Source organism: Streptomyces sp. NPDC019443, from assembly GCF_044389785.1.
Lineage (GTDB): Bacteria > Actinomycetota > Actinomycetes > Streptomycetales > Streptomycetaceae > Streptomyces.
In genome coordinates this window covers 210555-226048 of record NZ_JBIRYJ010000003.1, presented here as the reverse complement: position 1 = coordinate 226048, position 15494 = coordinate 210555, and the positions used below count along the sequence as shown (strand labels likewise).

General features: G+C 70.4%; 11 protein-coding genes and 2 pseudogenes. 6 read left to right on the top strand and 7 right to left on the bottom strand.

All coding sequences use genetic code 11. The features are described 5' to 3' along the window. Positions 1-70 precede the first annotated feature (70 nt). Positions 71-2183: pseudogene (gene ligA / locus ACH492_RS11460) on the top strand (NAD-dependent DNA ligase LigA). A gap of 170 nt (positions 2184-2353) precedes the next feature. Here the strand turns inward: ligA and ACH492_RS11455 are convergent. Then, a complete protein-coding gene (locus ACH492_RS11455) occupies positions 2354-4249 on the bottom strand; it encodes a Xaa-Pro dipeptidyl-peptidase (protein ID WP_398985184.1) in 1896 nt (631 codons plus the stop codon). A 197-nt stretch (positions 4250-4446) separates the two neighbouring features. Here ACH492_RS11455 and ACH492_RS11450 point away from each other — a divergent pair, with 197 nt between their 5' ends. The 5 genes and pseudogenes from ACH492_RS11450 to ACH492_RS11430 form a co-directional block, all read left to right on the top strand. Further along, positions 4447-4935: a GNAT family N-acetyltransferase gene (locus ACH492_RS11450; RefSeq protein WP_398985182.1), complete on the top strand. Its 489-nt coding sequence runs from the start codon at positions 4447-4449 to the stop codon at positions 4933-4935. 268 nt (positions 4936-5203) lie between these two features. Continuing rightward, entirely contained in the window at positions 5204-5971 is a 768-nt protein-coding gene (locus tag ACH492_RS11445) for an ABC transporter substrate-binding protein (RefSeq protein WP_398986193.1), read from the top strand. Next, on the top strand, positions 5938-6768 hold the full coding sequence (locus tag ACH492_RS11440; RefSeq protein WP_398985180.1) for an amino acid ABC transporter permease: 831 nt from the start codon (positions 5938-5940) through the stop codon (positions 6766-6768). The genes ACH492_RS11445 and ACH492_RS11440 overlap by 34 nt, the downstream gene beginning before the upstream one ends. Positions 6769-6775: 7 nt before the next feature. After that, positions 6776-7621, top strand: coding sequence for an amino acid ABC transporter ATP-binding protein (locus ACH492_RS11435; protein WP_398985178.1), 846 nt, complete (start codon positions 6776-6778; stop codon positions 7619-7621). A gap of 446 nt (positions 7622-8067) precedes the next feature. After that, positions 8068-8403: pseudogene (locus ACH492_RS11430) on the top strand (SDR family NAD(P)-dependent oxidoreductase); the annotation flags it as partial. Between the two features lie 69 nt (positions 8404-8472). Here ACH492_RS11430 and ACH492_RS11425 read toward each other — a convergent pair. The 6 genes from ACH492_RS11425 to ACH492_RS11400 form a co-directional block, all read right to left on the bottom strand. Next, the gene (locus ACH492_RS11425) at positions 8473-9372 is read right to left on the bottom strand and encodes a hypothetical protein (RefSeq protein WP_398985176.1); all 900 of its coding nucleotides are present in this window, start codon (positions 9370-9372) and stop codon (positions 8473-8475) included. Next, a complete protein-coding gene (locus tag ACH492_RS11420) occupies positions 9369-10379 on the bottom strand; it encodes an SPFH domain-containing protein (protein ID WP_398985174.1) in 1011 nt (336 codons plus the stop codon). Before ACH492_RS11420 ends, ACH492_RS11425 begins: the two co-directional genes overlap by 4 nt. A 131-nt stretch (positions 10380-10510) precedes the next feature. Continuing rightward, positions 10511-12211, bottom strand: a complete 1701-nt coding sequence (locus ACH492_RS11415) for a PKD domain-containing protein (protein ID WP_398985172.1) — start codon at positions 12209-12211, stop codon at positions 10511-10513. A gap of 242 nt (positions 12212-12453) precedes the next feature. Then, entirely contained in the window at positions 12454-13032 is a 579-nt protein-coding gene (locus tag ACH492_RS11410; RefSeq protein ID WP_398985170.1) for a dihydrofolate reductase family protein, read from the bottom strand. An 83-nt stretch (positions 13033-13115) separates the two neighbouring features. Next, on the bottom strand, positions 13116-13820 hold the full coding sequence (locus ACH492_RS11405) for a hypothetical protein (RefSeq protein ID WP_398985168.1): 705 nt from the start codon (positions 13818-13820) through the stop codon (positions 13116-13118). After that, positions 13817-15436 carry a serine/threonine-protein kinase gene (locus ACH492_RS11400; protein WP_398985166.1) on the bottom strand — a complete coding sequence of 540 codons (1620 nt, stop codon included), beginning with the start codon at positions 15434-15436 and terminating at the stop codon, positions 13817-13819. The genes ACH492_RS11405 and ACH492_RS11400 overlap by 4 nt, the downstream gene beginning before the upstream one ends. Between the last annotated feature and the right edge of the window lie 58 nt (positions 15437-15494).

The following is a 15494-nucleotide window of genomic DNA, read 5'->3' as shown; positions in this document are numbered from 1 at the left end:
AGAGCCGCGGGCCTGCCGCCCCGGCGGGCGGGTGCGCGGGCCGGGGCCGTTGTCAGTGGTGGGCGGCAGTATGAGAGCCATGACGACTTCGACTGCCGCTCACGCCGCCGCCGCTGCCCTCGCCGACTCCGCCGCGTATGCCGAGGCGGTCGATACCGCGACGCAGGCCGCCGCCGCGTACTACGCGACGGGCGAGAGCACCCTCGACGACGATGCGTACGAACACCTGGTGCGCGGCATCGCCGCGTACGAACAGGCGCATCCCGGCGAGATGTCGGCCGCGTCGCCGACCGGCAAGGTCGCCGGTGGGACAGCCGTCGGGGACGTGCCGCACACCGTGCCGATGCTGTCGCTCGACAACGTCTTCTCCGCCGAACAGCTGCAGTCGTGGGCCGCCTCGGTGGAGCGCCGGATCGGCAGGCCTGTCGAGCAGTGGAGCGTCGAGCCGAAGCTGGACGGCCTCGCCATAGCCGCCCGCTACGAGCACGGCCGGCTCGCCCGGCTGGTCACCCGTGGGGACGGGAGCGCGGGCGAGGACGTCTCGCACGCCATCGGCACGGTCACCGGCCTGCCGGGCCGCCTCACCGAGCCGGTCACACTGGAGGTGCGCGGCGAAGTCCTCATGACCAACGAGCAGTTCGAGCAGGCCAACACGGTGCGCACGGCGCACGGCGGCGCTCCGTTCGCCAATCCGCGCAACGGAGCGGCGGGCACGCTGCGCGCCAAGGACCGTGAGTACACCGTCGAGATGACCTTCTTCGGCTACGGCGCACTGCCGCTGCCCGCCACCGGCGAGGCGCTCGCCGAGCAGCTGGGGGAGTGGCCGCACAGCAGGCTCATGGCGTACGTCGCGGGCCTGGGCGTGCACACCGCCGAGACCACTGCCGTCGCGCCCCGCACCCTGACGGAGGTCGACGACATCCAGGCGCGCGTCGAGGAGATAGGGGCGCTGCGCCCGGAGCTGCCGTTCGGCATCGACGGCATTGTCATCAAGGCGGACCTCGCCGCCGACCAGGCCGCGGCCGGGTCCGGATCGCGGGCCCCGCGCTGGGCGATCGCGTACAAACTGCCCGCCGTGGAGAAGGTCACGACTCTGCTCGGTGTGGAGTGGAACGTGGGGCGCACCGGCGCCATCGCACCCCGCGCCGTCCTGGAGCCGGTCGAGATCGACGGATCGACCGTCAGTTACGCAACCCTCCACAACCCCACCGACATCACCCGCCGCGACCTGCGCATCGGCGACCGGGTGATGGTCTACAAGGCGGGTGACATCATTCCGCGCATCGAGGCGCCGGTGGCCCATCTGCGCACCGGCGACGAGCAGCCGATCGTCTTTCCCGAGGTGTGCCCGCAGTGCGGCTCCGACATCGACACCTCCGAGCAGCGCTGGCGGTGTGTGCGGGGACGAGACTGCCGACTGGTGGCCTCCCTCTCGTACGCCGCCGGGCGCGACCAGCTCGACATCGAGGGCCTCGGGGTGACCCGCGTCGTCCAGCTCGTCGAGGCGGGCCTGGTCACCGACTTCGCCGACCTGTTCACGCTCAGCCGGAGCCGGCTCCTCGAGCTGGAGCGGATGGGGGAGACCAGCACCGACAACCTCCTGGCCGCCATCGAAGGGGCGAAGACGCGGCCCCTGTCCCGGGTGTTCTGCGCGCTCGGCGTACGGGGCACGGGTCGCTCCATGTCGCGTCGTATAGCCCGTCACTTCGCGACGATGGAGCAACATACGCGCCGCCGATGCCGAAGCCCTGCAGCAGGTCGACGGCATCGGCGTGGAGAAGGCCGCACTGGTGGTCGCCGAGCTCGCCGAACTGGCTCCGCTCATCGACCGGCTCATCGCGGCGGGCGTCAATATGACCGAGCCCGGTGCGACCCCGCCGGCCGAAGGAGGAGACGGCGACGACGGACCCGCTGCGGACGCCGGCCCGCTGGACGGGATGACCGTCGTCGTCACCGGCGCCATGGCCGGAGCGCTGGAGAAGCTCTCCCGCAACCAGATGAACGAACTCGTCGAGCGGGCCGGCGGCAAGTCCTCCTCCACCATCTCCAAGCGCACCTCGCTCCTCGTGGCCGGTGAGAACGCCGGATCCAAGCGGGAGAAGGCCGAGCAGCTGGGCACCAGGATCGTCACCCCGGACGAGTTCGCCGTTCTGGTCGGCGACTTCCTCGACCGGAACGGCTGACCGGGCGGGCGGCACGCGTCGGGCTCCGCCGCGCGCTTCCTCAGCCGCGGCGTTCGACCGTGCCGCGGCTGAGGAAGGCCAGCCGTGCCCGCTTCTCCGGCTTGTCGATCTCGGGCCCGAGCCCCTCGTATCCGGCGCACGGCTGAGGCCCGCCGGGCAGGAGCAGTTCGCTACCGCCCGACCGGCAACGTGACGCTGCTGACCCCGCTCCGCACCGTCAACCGCGTCCCCGCCGGATGGCGAAGCGTGTGGTCGTAGTCCGTCGAGATCAGCACCACACCCAGCCGGTGTCCCTTCTTGAACACATAGTCCTGCGGCTGCATCCCCCACCCCAGCCGGTACTCACGCCCTTCCACGACCCGTTCCTGCCACGCGATCGAGTTGCGGTTGCGGGCATCGAGCCAGCCGCGCGAGACAATCTTGAAGTCCGCGGTCTCGGTGCGGTGCGTCGTCCGGTAGGTGCAGCCCGTGTCGGACGGGATGCCCTCGCCGTAGCAGACCAGCTTCGAGGTGTCCGCCACCGTGCCCGCCGTCGCTCGCGTGTCCGTTCCGTAGTCGACCAGCAGCGCCGTCACGTACGGCGACGTCCCGTCCAGTGAGGCCCGTACCGACACTTCCGGCACGCCGCTGACCCGCAGATCCCGGGACAGCGGGCCGGTCGTGTACGCGAGCCGGTTCGGGTTCGCCGCGTCCGGGCCGGCCACCAGTGCTTCCGCCCTGACCGTGCGTCCAGCGTCCGACAGCGACTGTTTCTCCGACGGACCGGGCAGCGGCGCGAGGCCGTCCGCGTTCAGCCGCAGCGTCAGATCGCGTGTGCCGCGCGCCGGCCAGTCGGACTGCTGACGCCAGCTGAAGTCCGCCTGCTCGACATCGACCGGAGGCGCGTCGAGGGCGCCGTTGTCCAGGTCGTACAGCCAGTAGTCGAACCACTGGTGCAGCTGCCCGAGCCACTCCTCCATCCGAAGCGGCATCGGATTGATGTGACCCGCCTGATGCAGCCACAGCTTGCGCGGCACGTCGTGCTTCTTCAGGGCGTCCCACAACTGCCCGAAGTGCTGGGTCTTCACATTCCAGTCGTTGCCGCCGTGCACGGCGAAGACCCCGGCCCTGATCTTCCGTACGCCCTTGAGGTAGTCGCGCTCCGCCCAGAACCGGCTCCAGTCACCGGTCGTACGGTCCTGTTCCGCCGTCAGCCGGTCCAGCACGCCCTTGCAGATCTCCCGGTCGGTGCGGCTGTAGACGTACTTGGCGAGGATGTCGGTGTCCTCGCCCTGGTAGCCGCCCGGTGCCACGACCCCGCCGTTCGCCCGGTAGTAGTCGTACCAGGACGAAATTCCCGAGATCGGCACGATCGCCTTCAGGCCCTCAACTCCCGTCGTGGCCACGGCAGTGGGCAGCGTCCCGTTGTACGAGATCCCCATCATCGCGGTATTGCCCGTCGACCAGGCCGCGCCGACCGGCCTGCCGTCCAGGTCCCAGCCCCTGGCCCGGCCGTTCAGCCAGTCCACTGCCGCCTTCGCGCCGAGCGTCTCGTCGCGGCCGCCGGAGGTGGGGCACCCGGTCGAGCCGCCCGTGCCGACGCTGTCGACCTGCGCCACCGCATAGCCGCGCGGCAGAAAATAGTTGTCCGTATAGCCGGGGAACGGAACGGAAGGACCGACGAGGCCGGGCACCCGCTCCTCACTGGAGAGCCGCCTGCCGGCCGGCAGGCCGTCCTCGTCCAGATCCACCTCGTGGTACGGCACATCGTTGCCGCCGCCCCAGTACGGACTGGCCTCGATGATCGTGGCGACCTTCAGCCCGGCGTCGGTCTCCTTCGGCCGCAGGATCCGCATCCGTACGGTGTCGAGCCGCCCGTCACCATCGCTGTCCGTCTCCGTCTCGACGTCCACCTGCTGCGAGATCGCGTCGGCGCGGGAGAAGGCGGGCTGGGTCTCATTGCCGACGATCTTCAGCGCGGGGTCGTCCGCCTGCGCGGCGGGGGCGGGCAGCGCCGCCAATAAGGAAGCTGCGACGGCGGCGACGCCCAGCCGCCGTGCCGTACGTACAACGGTGGGTCTCGCCATCGTGTCTCCAGAGCCGGGAAGTGACGATCACGCGGGAGCGCGCGCACATTCCACCGCGTGCGAGCCGCCCCGCGCCAGACCGCAACTCCTGCCACGCACGCCCCGTGTGAGAAGGGAGGCCGCTCCAGTGGCGAAGACGGCCGGCCGCCGCCTTCTGCCCATTCGTGGACGGGCGACCGGCAAGTAATACTCTCCACATGACTTCGCGGATGACGGGCGCAGGCGGCGGCGCGCGGCGGGAGGCTGTACGCATCAGACGAGCCACCGCCCGTGACGCGAAGCGGCTCACCGCACTCGTAATCAAGTCCCGCGCCTACGAGGGCCAGTACGCCTCGGTGATCGCCGGATACCGGGTGGGCCCCGACTACATCGAGACCCACCACGTCTTCCTGGCCGTCGGCGAAAACGAGAGGGTGCTCGGCTTCTACGCCCTGATCCTTTCCCCGCCGGAGCTGGACCTGATGTTCGTGGCAGACGCCGCCCAGGGCCTCAGCATCGGTCGCCAGCTTTTCGAACACATGATCGACGAGGCGCGCGACGCCGGGCTCACCGCCGTGCGCATCGTCTCGCACCCGCCGGCTGAGGGCTTCTATCGCAGCGTGGGCGCGCAGCGGATCGGCACGGTGAGCGCGAATCCGCCCGCTGTGATGTGGGACCGCCCCGAACTGGTCATCCCGATCCCGTAGCGCGGGAGCGGGCCGGTTCCGGTCGGTGCGGCGACAGGAACACGGGTCCCGTACCGCACCCGCCGCCGGTCAGGCAGTGCACGCATCGTGGACAGCTCCGTCACCCCGCACCCCGAGTGCCTTACGATCTCCGACGGACGGTAGCGTCGAGGCGACCGCCCGAAGTGCACAATTATGGAGGTCAACCGTGTTCAGGACGGCCAGCGGACATCGCAGTCACCGCACCAGCATCCGGGCCCGTGCCACTGCCGGTGCCGTGGCGGCGGGGATGTTCCTTGCCGTGGGCTGTTCCTCCGGCGACGACGGACCGGGCGAGGCGGCGGGCGGCGTGCCCGTGGTGTCCAAGGGCAAGCTGACCACCTGCACGCACCTGCCCTACCCGCCGTTCCAGTTCGAGCAGAAGGGCAAGGTCGTCGGCTTCGACGTGGCCCTGATCGATCTGGTGGCGAAGAACCTCAAGGTCGAGCAGGAGATCCTGGACACGCCGTTCGAGAACTTCAAGACCGGCGCCTTCCTGAACTCCGGCAGTTGCGATCTCGCCGCCGCCGGCATGACGATCACGGACGAGCGCAAGAAGAACGTGGACTTCTCCGTCCCGTACTTCGACGCCACGCAGGCGCTGCTGGCGACGAAGAAGAGCGGCGTGACGTCCCTGGCGGACATCAAGGCCAAGAAGAAGAAGCTCGGAGCGCAGGCGGAGACCACCGGCGAGAGCTACGCCAAGTCGCAGGGCTTCGACCCGGTCGCGTTCGAGAGTTCGGACGCGGTGCTCAACGGGCTGCGTACGGGCCAGGTCGACGCCGTCGTCATCGACTACCCGGTCGTCCAGGGCTGGCTCAAGGACAAGGCGAACGCCGCCGAGTTCACGCTCGGGCAGAACATCGAGACCGGTGAGCAGTACGGCTTCTCGGTGAAGAAGGGCAACAAGAAGCTCCTCGCCGCGATCAACAAGGTGATCAACGACGCACGCGCGGACGGCACGTACAAGAAGCTGTACGAGCAGTGGATCGGCCCGCTGCCCCAGGGCAAGTCGTGACCTCTCGGCTTACCAGGCGCCAGCGGCGCCGCGTCTCGCAGGGCATCCAGTACGCGGTATTCGTCGCGGCGCTGATCGTGATCGGCTTCCTGGCCGACTGGGGACGGCTGCAGAACCAGTTCGCGCAGAAGGACCTCGCCAAGGAGCTCTTCCCGGCGATCATCACCACCGCCCTGCGCAACACGGTGATCTATACGCTCTCCGGATTCATCTTCGGCCTGGTGCTCGGCCTGGTCATCGCCTTGATGCGGCTGTCGTCCGTCGCCCCCTACCGGTGGGTCGCGAGCGTCTACATCGAGTTCTTCCGTGGCCTGCCCGCCCTGCTGATCTTCATCTTCGTGGGTGTGGCGGTGCCGCTGGCGTTCCCCGGTACGCAGATTCCCGGCGGTACGTACGGCAAGGTCGCCCTCGGTCTCGGTCTGGTCGCCGCCGCCTATATGGCGGAGACGATCAGGGCGGGCATCCAGGCGGTGCCCAAGGGGCAGATGGAGGCGGCCCGTTCACTGGGCTTCTCGCACGCCCGGGCCATGGTGTCGGTGATCATCCCGCAGGCGTTCCGCATCGTGATCCCGCCGCTCACCAACGAGCTCGTCCTGCTCTTCAAGGACTCCTCGCTGGTGCTGTTCCTCGGCGTCACCCTCGAGGAGCGGGAGCTGACCAAGTTCGGCAGGGACCTGGCCAGTCAGACCGCCAACTCCACCCCGATCCTGGTCGCCGGGCTCTGCTATCTCCTCGTGACCGTGCCGCTGAGCTTCGTGGTGCGCCGCCTCGAGGCCCGCGCCGACAAGGCCAGGTGAGGACGAGATGTCACAGAAGACGGAGACGGTGGACAGCATGGGCACGGACGGCCCGGAGATCGAGATCCGGGGGCTGCACAAGTCGTTCGGGGACAACGAGGTGCTGCGCGGCATCGACCTGGACATTGCCCGGGGCGAGGTGGTGTGTGTCATCGGTCCTTCGGGTTCGGGCAAGTCGACGCTGCTGCGCTGTGTGAACCTGCTGGAGGAGCCGACTTCGGGCCAGGTCTTCGTCGGCGGCACGGAAGTCACCGATCTCGACGTGGACATCGATGCGGTACGCCGCCGTATCGGCATGGTCTTCCAGCAGTTCAACCTGTTCCCGCACCTGAACGTGACCGAGAACCTCACGCTGCCCCAGCGGCGGGTTCTGGGCCGGAACAAGGCGAGCGCCGCGGCCGTCGCCCGGGAGAACCTGGAACGCGTCGGCCTCGCCGACAAAGCGGACGCCTATCCGGCGCAGCTGTCCGGCGGGCAGCAGCAGCGGGTGGCGATCGCGCGGGCGCTGGTGATGGGCCCCGAGGTGATGCTCTTCGACGAGCCGACCTCCGCGCTCGACCCCGAGCTGGTGGGCGAGGTGCTTTCCGTGATGCGGCTGCTGGCCGCCGAGGGCATGACGATGATGGTCGTCACCCACGAGATGAGCTTCGCCCGGGAGGTCGCCGACCGTGTCGTGTTCATGGACGGCGGCGTCATCGTCGAGCAGGGCCCGTCCGCGCAGGTCGTGGGTGATCCGCAGCACGAGCGGACCAGGAACTTCCTGATGCGCATCCTGGATCCGGCCGCGGCCGAGGCCCCGGTCGAGGACGCCGGGCCCGATGTCCGTAAGCCGGTTGACGGTCCGTCCGAATGATGTTGGGATCCCACGTCAGCGTCGCGGTGTACCCGGCAAAGAGACCGCCGTGGGCATGGAGGCGCCGCATCATGGGACAGCCATGGACGCACCCATCGAGCCGGACGGCCGCATCGCGGCCCTCGGCAACCAGCTGATCGACTTCCACCTTCGCTCCGAGAGGAGCTCGCCAGGCTTCGCGAGGACGCCGAAGCCTGGCTCGACGGCCGGGCGGAGCGGCCGCGTGAACTGCGGGCGCACTGCCTGGCCTTCTGCTCGGCGGTGAGCCGGCATCACACCGGCGAGGACGCCGGGGCCTTCCCCGCTCTCGGCGAGCTTCACCCGAACTGCGGCCGGTGCTCGAAGAGTTGGGCCGCGACCATCACGTAGTGGCCGGGATCCGGCGCGGACTGGAAGAGCTGCTCGGGCGGCCCGGTCCGGACACGGAGCCCGTGGACGCACAGCGCGTACGGACAGCCCTGTCCTGGATCGCCTTCCCCACCAGCGCCGCCTACTGCGCGGCCAAGTCGGCCGAGTGGTCCGTCACCAACTCGCTGCGGGTGCAGCTGGCCGAGCAGCAGACCCTGGTGACGTCCTTGCACGTGGGATACATGGACACGGACATGGCCGCGAAGGTCGACGCCCCCAAGAGCGATCCGGCGAAGGTCGCCCACCTGGCGCTCGACGGCATCGAGGCGGGCGAGTACGAAGTCCTCGCCGACGAGATCAGCGGGCAGGTCAGGGCCGGGCTCGCGGCCGGCCCCGCCGCGCTCTACCCGCAGCCGGCGCAGGCCCGCGGCTGAGACGTCCCGCGGCTCCTGTTTCCCGGCGGGTGCCGCGGGACACCCCACCGCGCTGCGTCGCCTGCGCGCTCAGAGCAGGAGGCGCAGCGTGGTGGCCGCGATGCCGAGCCGGACCGTCTGGCCCCAGGTGAGTTCCAGTGCGTCGCTCTCGATCCCGTCGCCGAAGGCGACCAGCCGGTCGGACTCGACGACGAGCCGCAGCTGATCCGTGCGTTGCAAGGTGCCCTCGACCAGTGAGGTGCCGGTGGCGGGGGAGGGCCAGGCCTCGCGTACGAACCAGACGAGCCGCGGATCGGCGGGGCCCGGGAGCGTCAGCGTGCTGCCGCGCTCCTGCCACAGGGACCGCAGCCAGCCGGTGGAACCGGTCCCGGTGCCGACCAGGACGCCGGAGGAGGCCTGCGCCTCGGGCGGCGCTGCCTCGTCGTCATGCCCGATGCGGTAGCGGGCGGTCTGGTGCCCCGGCGCGCCGAGGTAGATCTCGTTGAGGGCCAGGAGTCGCTGGGTGTCGTCTGCGACTGCCTCCACCATCGTGAGTTCTTGCGTCGTGCCCCGGGGAGCGGCTGCCGCGGGGAGCAACATGGCCGCGTCGGCCACGTGGTGGCGTACCAGGACGCCCGGATTGCGGCCGGGGTCGGTGTCGATCCCGATCACCGGCTGGCCGGACAGGTACTTGGCCGCGTTGGCCACCAGCCCGTCCTGACCCACCACGACCACCACGTCCTCGGGGGCGAACAGAAAACGGTCGAGGTCCGCTCGTTCCACCCGGGCCTGGCGCCACTGCAGCGGAATCGCCGCCGCCACCTGCGCGAGCACCCGCCGCGCACGGTGGTGGCGCTCGGTAACCTCCTCGATGCCGCGCCCGCGAGAACGAAGGAAGAAGCCCGCCTGGCCGTGCGTGCCGTGCCGGGCGAGCAACTCCTCGTACTCGGTGGTGCGATGCACGAGCACCGCGCGCGGCGCGAGGCTCACGCCTGCTCCCCGTGGGGGCGGCCGAGCTTGGCCAGCAGGCCGGTGAGGACGTCGGGGGAGACGGTGAGGCTGTCGATGCGGGGCAGGTTCTCGGCCAGCAGGGTGCCGGTCAGGGCGTGCAGGGTGGCGGCGTCCACGTCGGCGTGCACCCGCAGCCATGCGGCCTGGGCCTGGGCGCGTGCCTCGCCGACCTCGCGTGCCGCTTCGGCTTCGGCCCTGGCCAGCCGGACCGTACGCGCGGCCTCCGCCTCCGCCCGTACGCCGTCGGCCGCGGCGCTCTCCTCGGCCTCGCGGCGCGCGTTGGTGCCGCGCTGGTCGACCAACTGCTCCTCCCGGCGGGCCAGTTCGATCTTGCTGGCGAGTTCGTTCTCGGCGATGGCGCGCTCGCGCTCCACGGCCACGGCGCGCCGCTCGTACGTCGCCCGGTCCGCCTCCTGCTGTATCTGCTCCCGCGCCGGGGTGCGCAGCGCCCGCTCGACCTCGGGCTCGGGCCGCAGGGCGACGACGCGCACGGCGACGACGGCGATTCCGGTGGCGTCCAGCCGGGGCTCGGCGGCCAGCCCCTGGCCTATCCGGTCCCGTACCGATGCGACGCCGTCCACCAGTGCTGCCGCCAGCGGTGTGCGGGCCAGCACGTCGAGAGCGTGCTGCTGGGCGGTTTCGGTGAGGAGGGTGGAGAGCTGCTCCAGCGGGGCGCCGCGCCAGACGCCGGTGTCAGGGTCGATGGAGAAGTCGAGACGGGCGGCGGCGGTGGCCGGATCGCTGATCCGGTACGTGACCGTCGCCTGCACCGTGACGTCCTGGAAGTCGGACGTACGGGCGTGGAAAGCCATGGCCAGTTCCCGGTCGTCGACCGGGACTTCGCACAGCGCGGCGGTCAGGGCGCGGAACCAGAAGCTCAGTCCGGGGCCGTCGTGGACGAGCCGTCCGCGCTTGTGGTGGCGGACATGGGCGGTGGGCGCGGAGCGAAGATGGCGCCATCCGAAGCGCCTGATGATGTCGGCCATGACAGCCTCCCCTTTTCGTCGTACCGACGATATAGAGACAAGGGCTTATCGTCAATACGACGAAAGGTGACGTTCCTGTCGAGCCGAGGGGGCGGCTCGAAGGTGCGAGCCGCCCCCTCGGGCGGAAGCCGTCAGCTCACGGTGACGGTGTGCGCGGCCTCGGTCAGTACCTGCCGGCCGTCCTCGGCGGTCACCACCAGCCGCGGCAGATACGGACCTTCCCGGCCGTAGGCGTGAGTGACACTCGACTCGCTCGTCTCCTGCTGCGTGCCGTCACCGAATTGCCAGCGGTAGCGGTTTCCGACGGCGGGCTGCCTCCCGTCCACTGTCACGGTCAGCCGCACCTCACTGCCGACAGGCGCGTCCTTCGGGACGCTCAGCAGCGCCCGGGGCCCGCCGGGCGGCAGCCTGAACCACTCGCGGACGCTGGGGTTGAGAAGGAACGAGTCGGCGTACTGCCGGGCGCCGTCGATGTCCGGGTGGGCGACGGCCGCCGACAGACACTGCGCCGGAGTCGGGCTCAGCTCCGGGCAGGCTCGTGTGCGCAGCGCGAGCGCCGGGTCGGCGACCGGGGTGTTCCAGACGGTGGAGTGCGGGGCGAGGACAGCGCTGTCCACAGTGAACAGGCCATCGGCAGCGACCGCGTACGGGCCGTCCGTGGAGGATTCGTTGGCCGCGGCAGCCGCCTTGCGATAGGCGTCGTTCGCCAGTTGGGTGTACTGCTCGTAGCGTTCCGCCGCCTGGCCGAGCGTGCCCTTGCAGGTGGTGAGCCGTGCGCCGGTCAGACCCCGGCCGGAGCAGGTGCTCGCCGGGAGCGGGGCACTGCTGCGGCTGAGCGCGAAGTAGAAGTCGGCCACGATCACCTTCGGCCGCCCCGGCAGGGAATGAGCCTTCTCGATCGCCGCCTGCATGCCACGGCCGCCATATCCGACCTTCGCACCGCTGAAGTACGGCACGTCCTTCGCCGGGTTCTCCGCTGCCGCGCCGATCCCCGAGCATTCGCGCCGCACGGCCTCGGGCAGGTTCTTCGAGCCGGGTGTGATGGCGGCCGCGATACCGAAGAACGGGTCCATGTCATTGATGCACCCGTTGACCACCACCAGGTCGAGACCATAACCGCCCGCCCGGGCCTGCGCGCCCGCCTGCTCCAACTGGCAGAAGATGTCTGGCACTTGCTGTGTGACCTCGCCGAACTCCATCTCCCCGTCGTCGTCCGGGTCCTGCTTCTCGCTGCTCCGCAGACAGGCCGAGTCGTCGTTGCCCGCGGGGAGTTCTGGCGCGTCGAGCACCGCGCCGGAGATCGAGTAGTCCATGTGCTGATGCCCACGCCCGGTGGCGCGGCCGAGCAGCTCGCCCGTCAGATACGGGAACTTGTGGTCGTGGTCCAGGCCCTGCCCCCAGACCACGGAGTCGCCGACGGACGCCACACGCACCGGGTCGCAGCCCCGGCGGACGGTGTCTCGCCAGACCTTGCCGTAGGGGCCCGCCTTCCCGTCGGCGGCCGACGAGACGATGTGGGCGTCGAACTGCAAGGCGGTGTCCGTCGCCGGAACCCGGTCGAACGGGATGCTGAACTCCGCCGTGCCCACGCTCGCGTCCATGGCGACGCGCCCGACGGCCAGCTGCTCCCCACCGGCGCGCACGCGCCACTCCACGGTGGCCCCGGCTTTCGCCGCCGCCGGGTCGTACACCTGGACTCGGCCCCGTACGGGCCCGCTGCACACCGGATTCGGCGTCAGATCGACATCGAGGACGAGAGGGTACGCGGATCCGGGCGGGCCGGCCGTCTGCGCTGCGGCGGGGAGTCCGCCCAGCAGCTGGCCGAGGAGCACCCCGGCCACTCCCACGGCGGCCGGCCGCCGCGCCGTGACGGATAAGCGGGATACCCCCGTCCCGCGAGGCGCGGAGCCCCCACCGCCGTCCGCCCGCTGCCGTGTCACCCGTCGTAGCCAAGCGTCGATCACATCAACACCCCTGATTCCACTGCTGTTTGGATCCTTTACGCAGTGATCATGGCTGGCGGGCAGGGGGCCGAACCGCGAGCCGGGGGCTAGGGCGGAGTGAGACTGGTCACTTACCCACAGTTATCGAGCGCCGTCCGGTAGCGCAGCAGCACGATGCCCGAGTTGAACGGCCGGGTCTCCACCAGTCGCAGCCTCGGGATCTTGGTCGCGTCCGCGAAGAGCCGCCGGCCGTGCCCGAGGACGACCGGGTAGACGAACAGCCGGTACTCGTCGACGAGCCCGGCCGCGATGAGAGCGTGCACGAGGCTGATGCTGCCCGTCGTGACGATGTCCTTGCCCGGCGTGGATTTGAGGGCCTGAACCTCATCGTGGAGGGGTCCTCGCAGCACGGTCGTGTGCTGCCAGTCGGGGTCGCGCAGCGTGCTGGAGGCGACGTACTTCGACACGGCATTGAGATAGTCGGTGACGCCCGTCGTGTCGTCCGTCTGTTTCGGCCAGTAGCCGTGCATCTCCTCGAATGTCACCCGGCCCACGAGGAAAGCGTCGGCTGCCGCCATATGCGCACCCAGTACCGCCTCGAGGTCGGACTGATCGGCTTCCGCATCGTCGCCGGCCGGACTGAACCAGCCCGCTGTCGCATCGATGACGCCGTCGAGAGTGATGTTCTCGGTGACGATCAGGTCTCTCATGTCGGGGCCTCCGCAGTCGGCACTGGTCTGTCAGTGAGGACCGTTTCGGCCGACCGGACTCATCGGTCTCGTGCCGCGGAGATTCAGGCGCACCGGTACATGAAGTGCGTGGAGGCGGTGTGCCGGGTCGGCGAGATGATCCGCAGTTCCGCGCCGGCCCGGTACTCGCCCCGGCCGTGGAACGTCCACAGCAGATGCAGCCGTGCCTGCTTCTGGCCGCGCGTCATCTTCTCCCGCAGCAATTCCGAGGCGGTGCCGTCGCTGCGTACCCAGCGATACGTGACGGTGCCGGACCGTCCGTTGGTCTTCACGACGCCCACGACGTCCGCCGTGCCGTCACACCCGGGTCCCTCCACCGCGGTGCGGACCGTCACGTCGCCCACGGCCAGGGCGGGCCCGTAACGCTGCCAGGCGAGGAAGGCCAGCACGGCCAGCAGTACGGTCCCGGCCAGGGCGTACCGGCGCAGCCCTGAGCGGCGGCGATCGGGGGGCTGCGGACCGGCAGGCCGGCCGGGCAGTGTGCCGTGCCAGAGCTCGGCGGTGGTGTTGTTGGGGTTGTGCCGGTGGACGGCCGCGGTCACTCCGGGGCCGAAGCGGAGGACCTCGCCCTCCACCCGGTCGGGGGCGACGCTCGCCGGCTGCCTGCCCTGGACCAGTGTGGCTCTCTCCGTCACAGGCTCCGGGGCGGGCCGTTCGAACCAGTGACTGCCCAGCGCGGTCGCGCTGTACCCGTCGCTCTCGGCCTCGTCGCGAGTGGGGCCGTCGTACGGACTCCGTGGATCTTTCATTGGATGGTGCACCGCCGGATCAGGATCTGCTGCGAGGAACTGCCGTTCGCGGCGGCCGGGTTCGTCGTGGCCCGTACACCCCAGTAGCAGCCCTTTCCCTGGAAGGTGTGATCCAGGGTGATGGTGTACTGCGTGGCGCCGCTGCGCTCGAAGGCCTGTGAGCCGTCCTGCGCGCCCAGTTCGCCCTTGGCGTTGCCGGTGAACCACTCGATGACGATGGTCACCGGGCCGGTCCCGTCCGTCGCGACGTCGATGGACGCGGATGCCCCCGTTGTACTCGTCTGCCGCAGGCTCGACACGGATACCGACTTCACGCGCACGGGAGGAGTGGCGGGAGCGGACGGGCTGGTTTCGGTGGGCGGCGCGGACGTCGGCGTCGGGGAAGCCGCTGTCGACGACGGAGGGGGTGACGGCGGCCCGGTGGTCGCGTCGGCGGAGGGAGAAGCGGAAGAAGGCGAAGGGGAGCTGTCGGGGGAGGGGCTGCCGGTCGGCGACGGGCTTGCGGAAGTGGGCCCGTCCCCGGGCGAGGTGGTGGCCGCGCCCGGTACCGCGCTGGTGGTGGCGAGGGCCTGAGCAGTCGTCTGCCGGGAGTCGTCCCCCTTCGCTCCCGCGGCGATGGCGACCATCACGGCCACCACCAGCGCGGCGACGCCCGTCAGCACTCCCCGCAGGCCCGGTTTCCAGCTGCCGCCCCAGCCGCCGCCCACTGCCGTCGTGGCCAGCTCGGTGGTCCCCGCGGCCTGGCCCGAGGCCGAGGGAAAGAGCAACGGCAGGAGGGCGGCGAGCGCGGCGAGTCTGCGCTGGCCCCGCTCCTCCCAGTCCGGGCCGTAGGCGGCCCCGGCGATCTCTTCCAGTTCCGCGACGAACGCCGCCGCGTTCTCGGGCCGCTCCTGCGGCTCCTTCGCCATACCGCGCCTGATCAGCGGGCGCACGGGCTCCGGGGTCTCTTCCTCGGGAACCGGTGCGCCGATGTGCTGCAGCGCAAGCTCGGCGAAGTTCTCGCCGGAGAACGGTTTGCGGCCGGTGAGGCATTCGTAGAACGTCGCGGTCGCGGCATAGACGTCGGCCGCAGGGGAGGCGGGCTCCCCGTTCCACTGTTCCGGGGCCATGTACGCGGGAGTGCCGGCCACGCCCGGCGTGCTGCCGCGGCCTGCGGCGATGCCGAAGTCGACGAGCTTGGAGGAGCCGTCCGCCGCGACCAGGACGTTCTCCGGCTTGTAGTCGCGGTGGACGACACCCGTGCGGTGGGCTGCGGCCAGCCCCAGCAGCGAGCCCTTGAGCACCACCAGGGCTGCTTCGGGGCCGGTGGCGCCCTCCCGCAGCAACAGCGTGCGCAGGGCGATGCCGTCGACCAGCTCCATCACGATGGCGGCGCCCTGCGGCGCCTCTACGTATTCGTACAGCCCCACCACATACGGCGAATCCAGGCCACCGAGCAGACGCGCCTCTGCCCGGAACTCCTGGACGAAGGCGGAGTCCGTCCGCAGCCTCTCGCTGAGGTATTTGACGGCCACGGGCACGCCGGTGGCGTCATGAACAGCCAGGACGACCCGCCCGCTGCCACCGGAACCCAGCTCCCGGGACTCCGTGTACCCGGGCACCGACCATGCATTCATCCTGCCCCCCTAGGCACCGCGGCAGAATAGCCCACCTGCTCTCCCCATGACAGACACA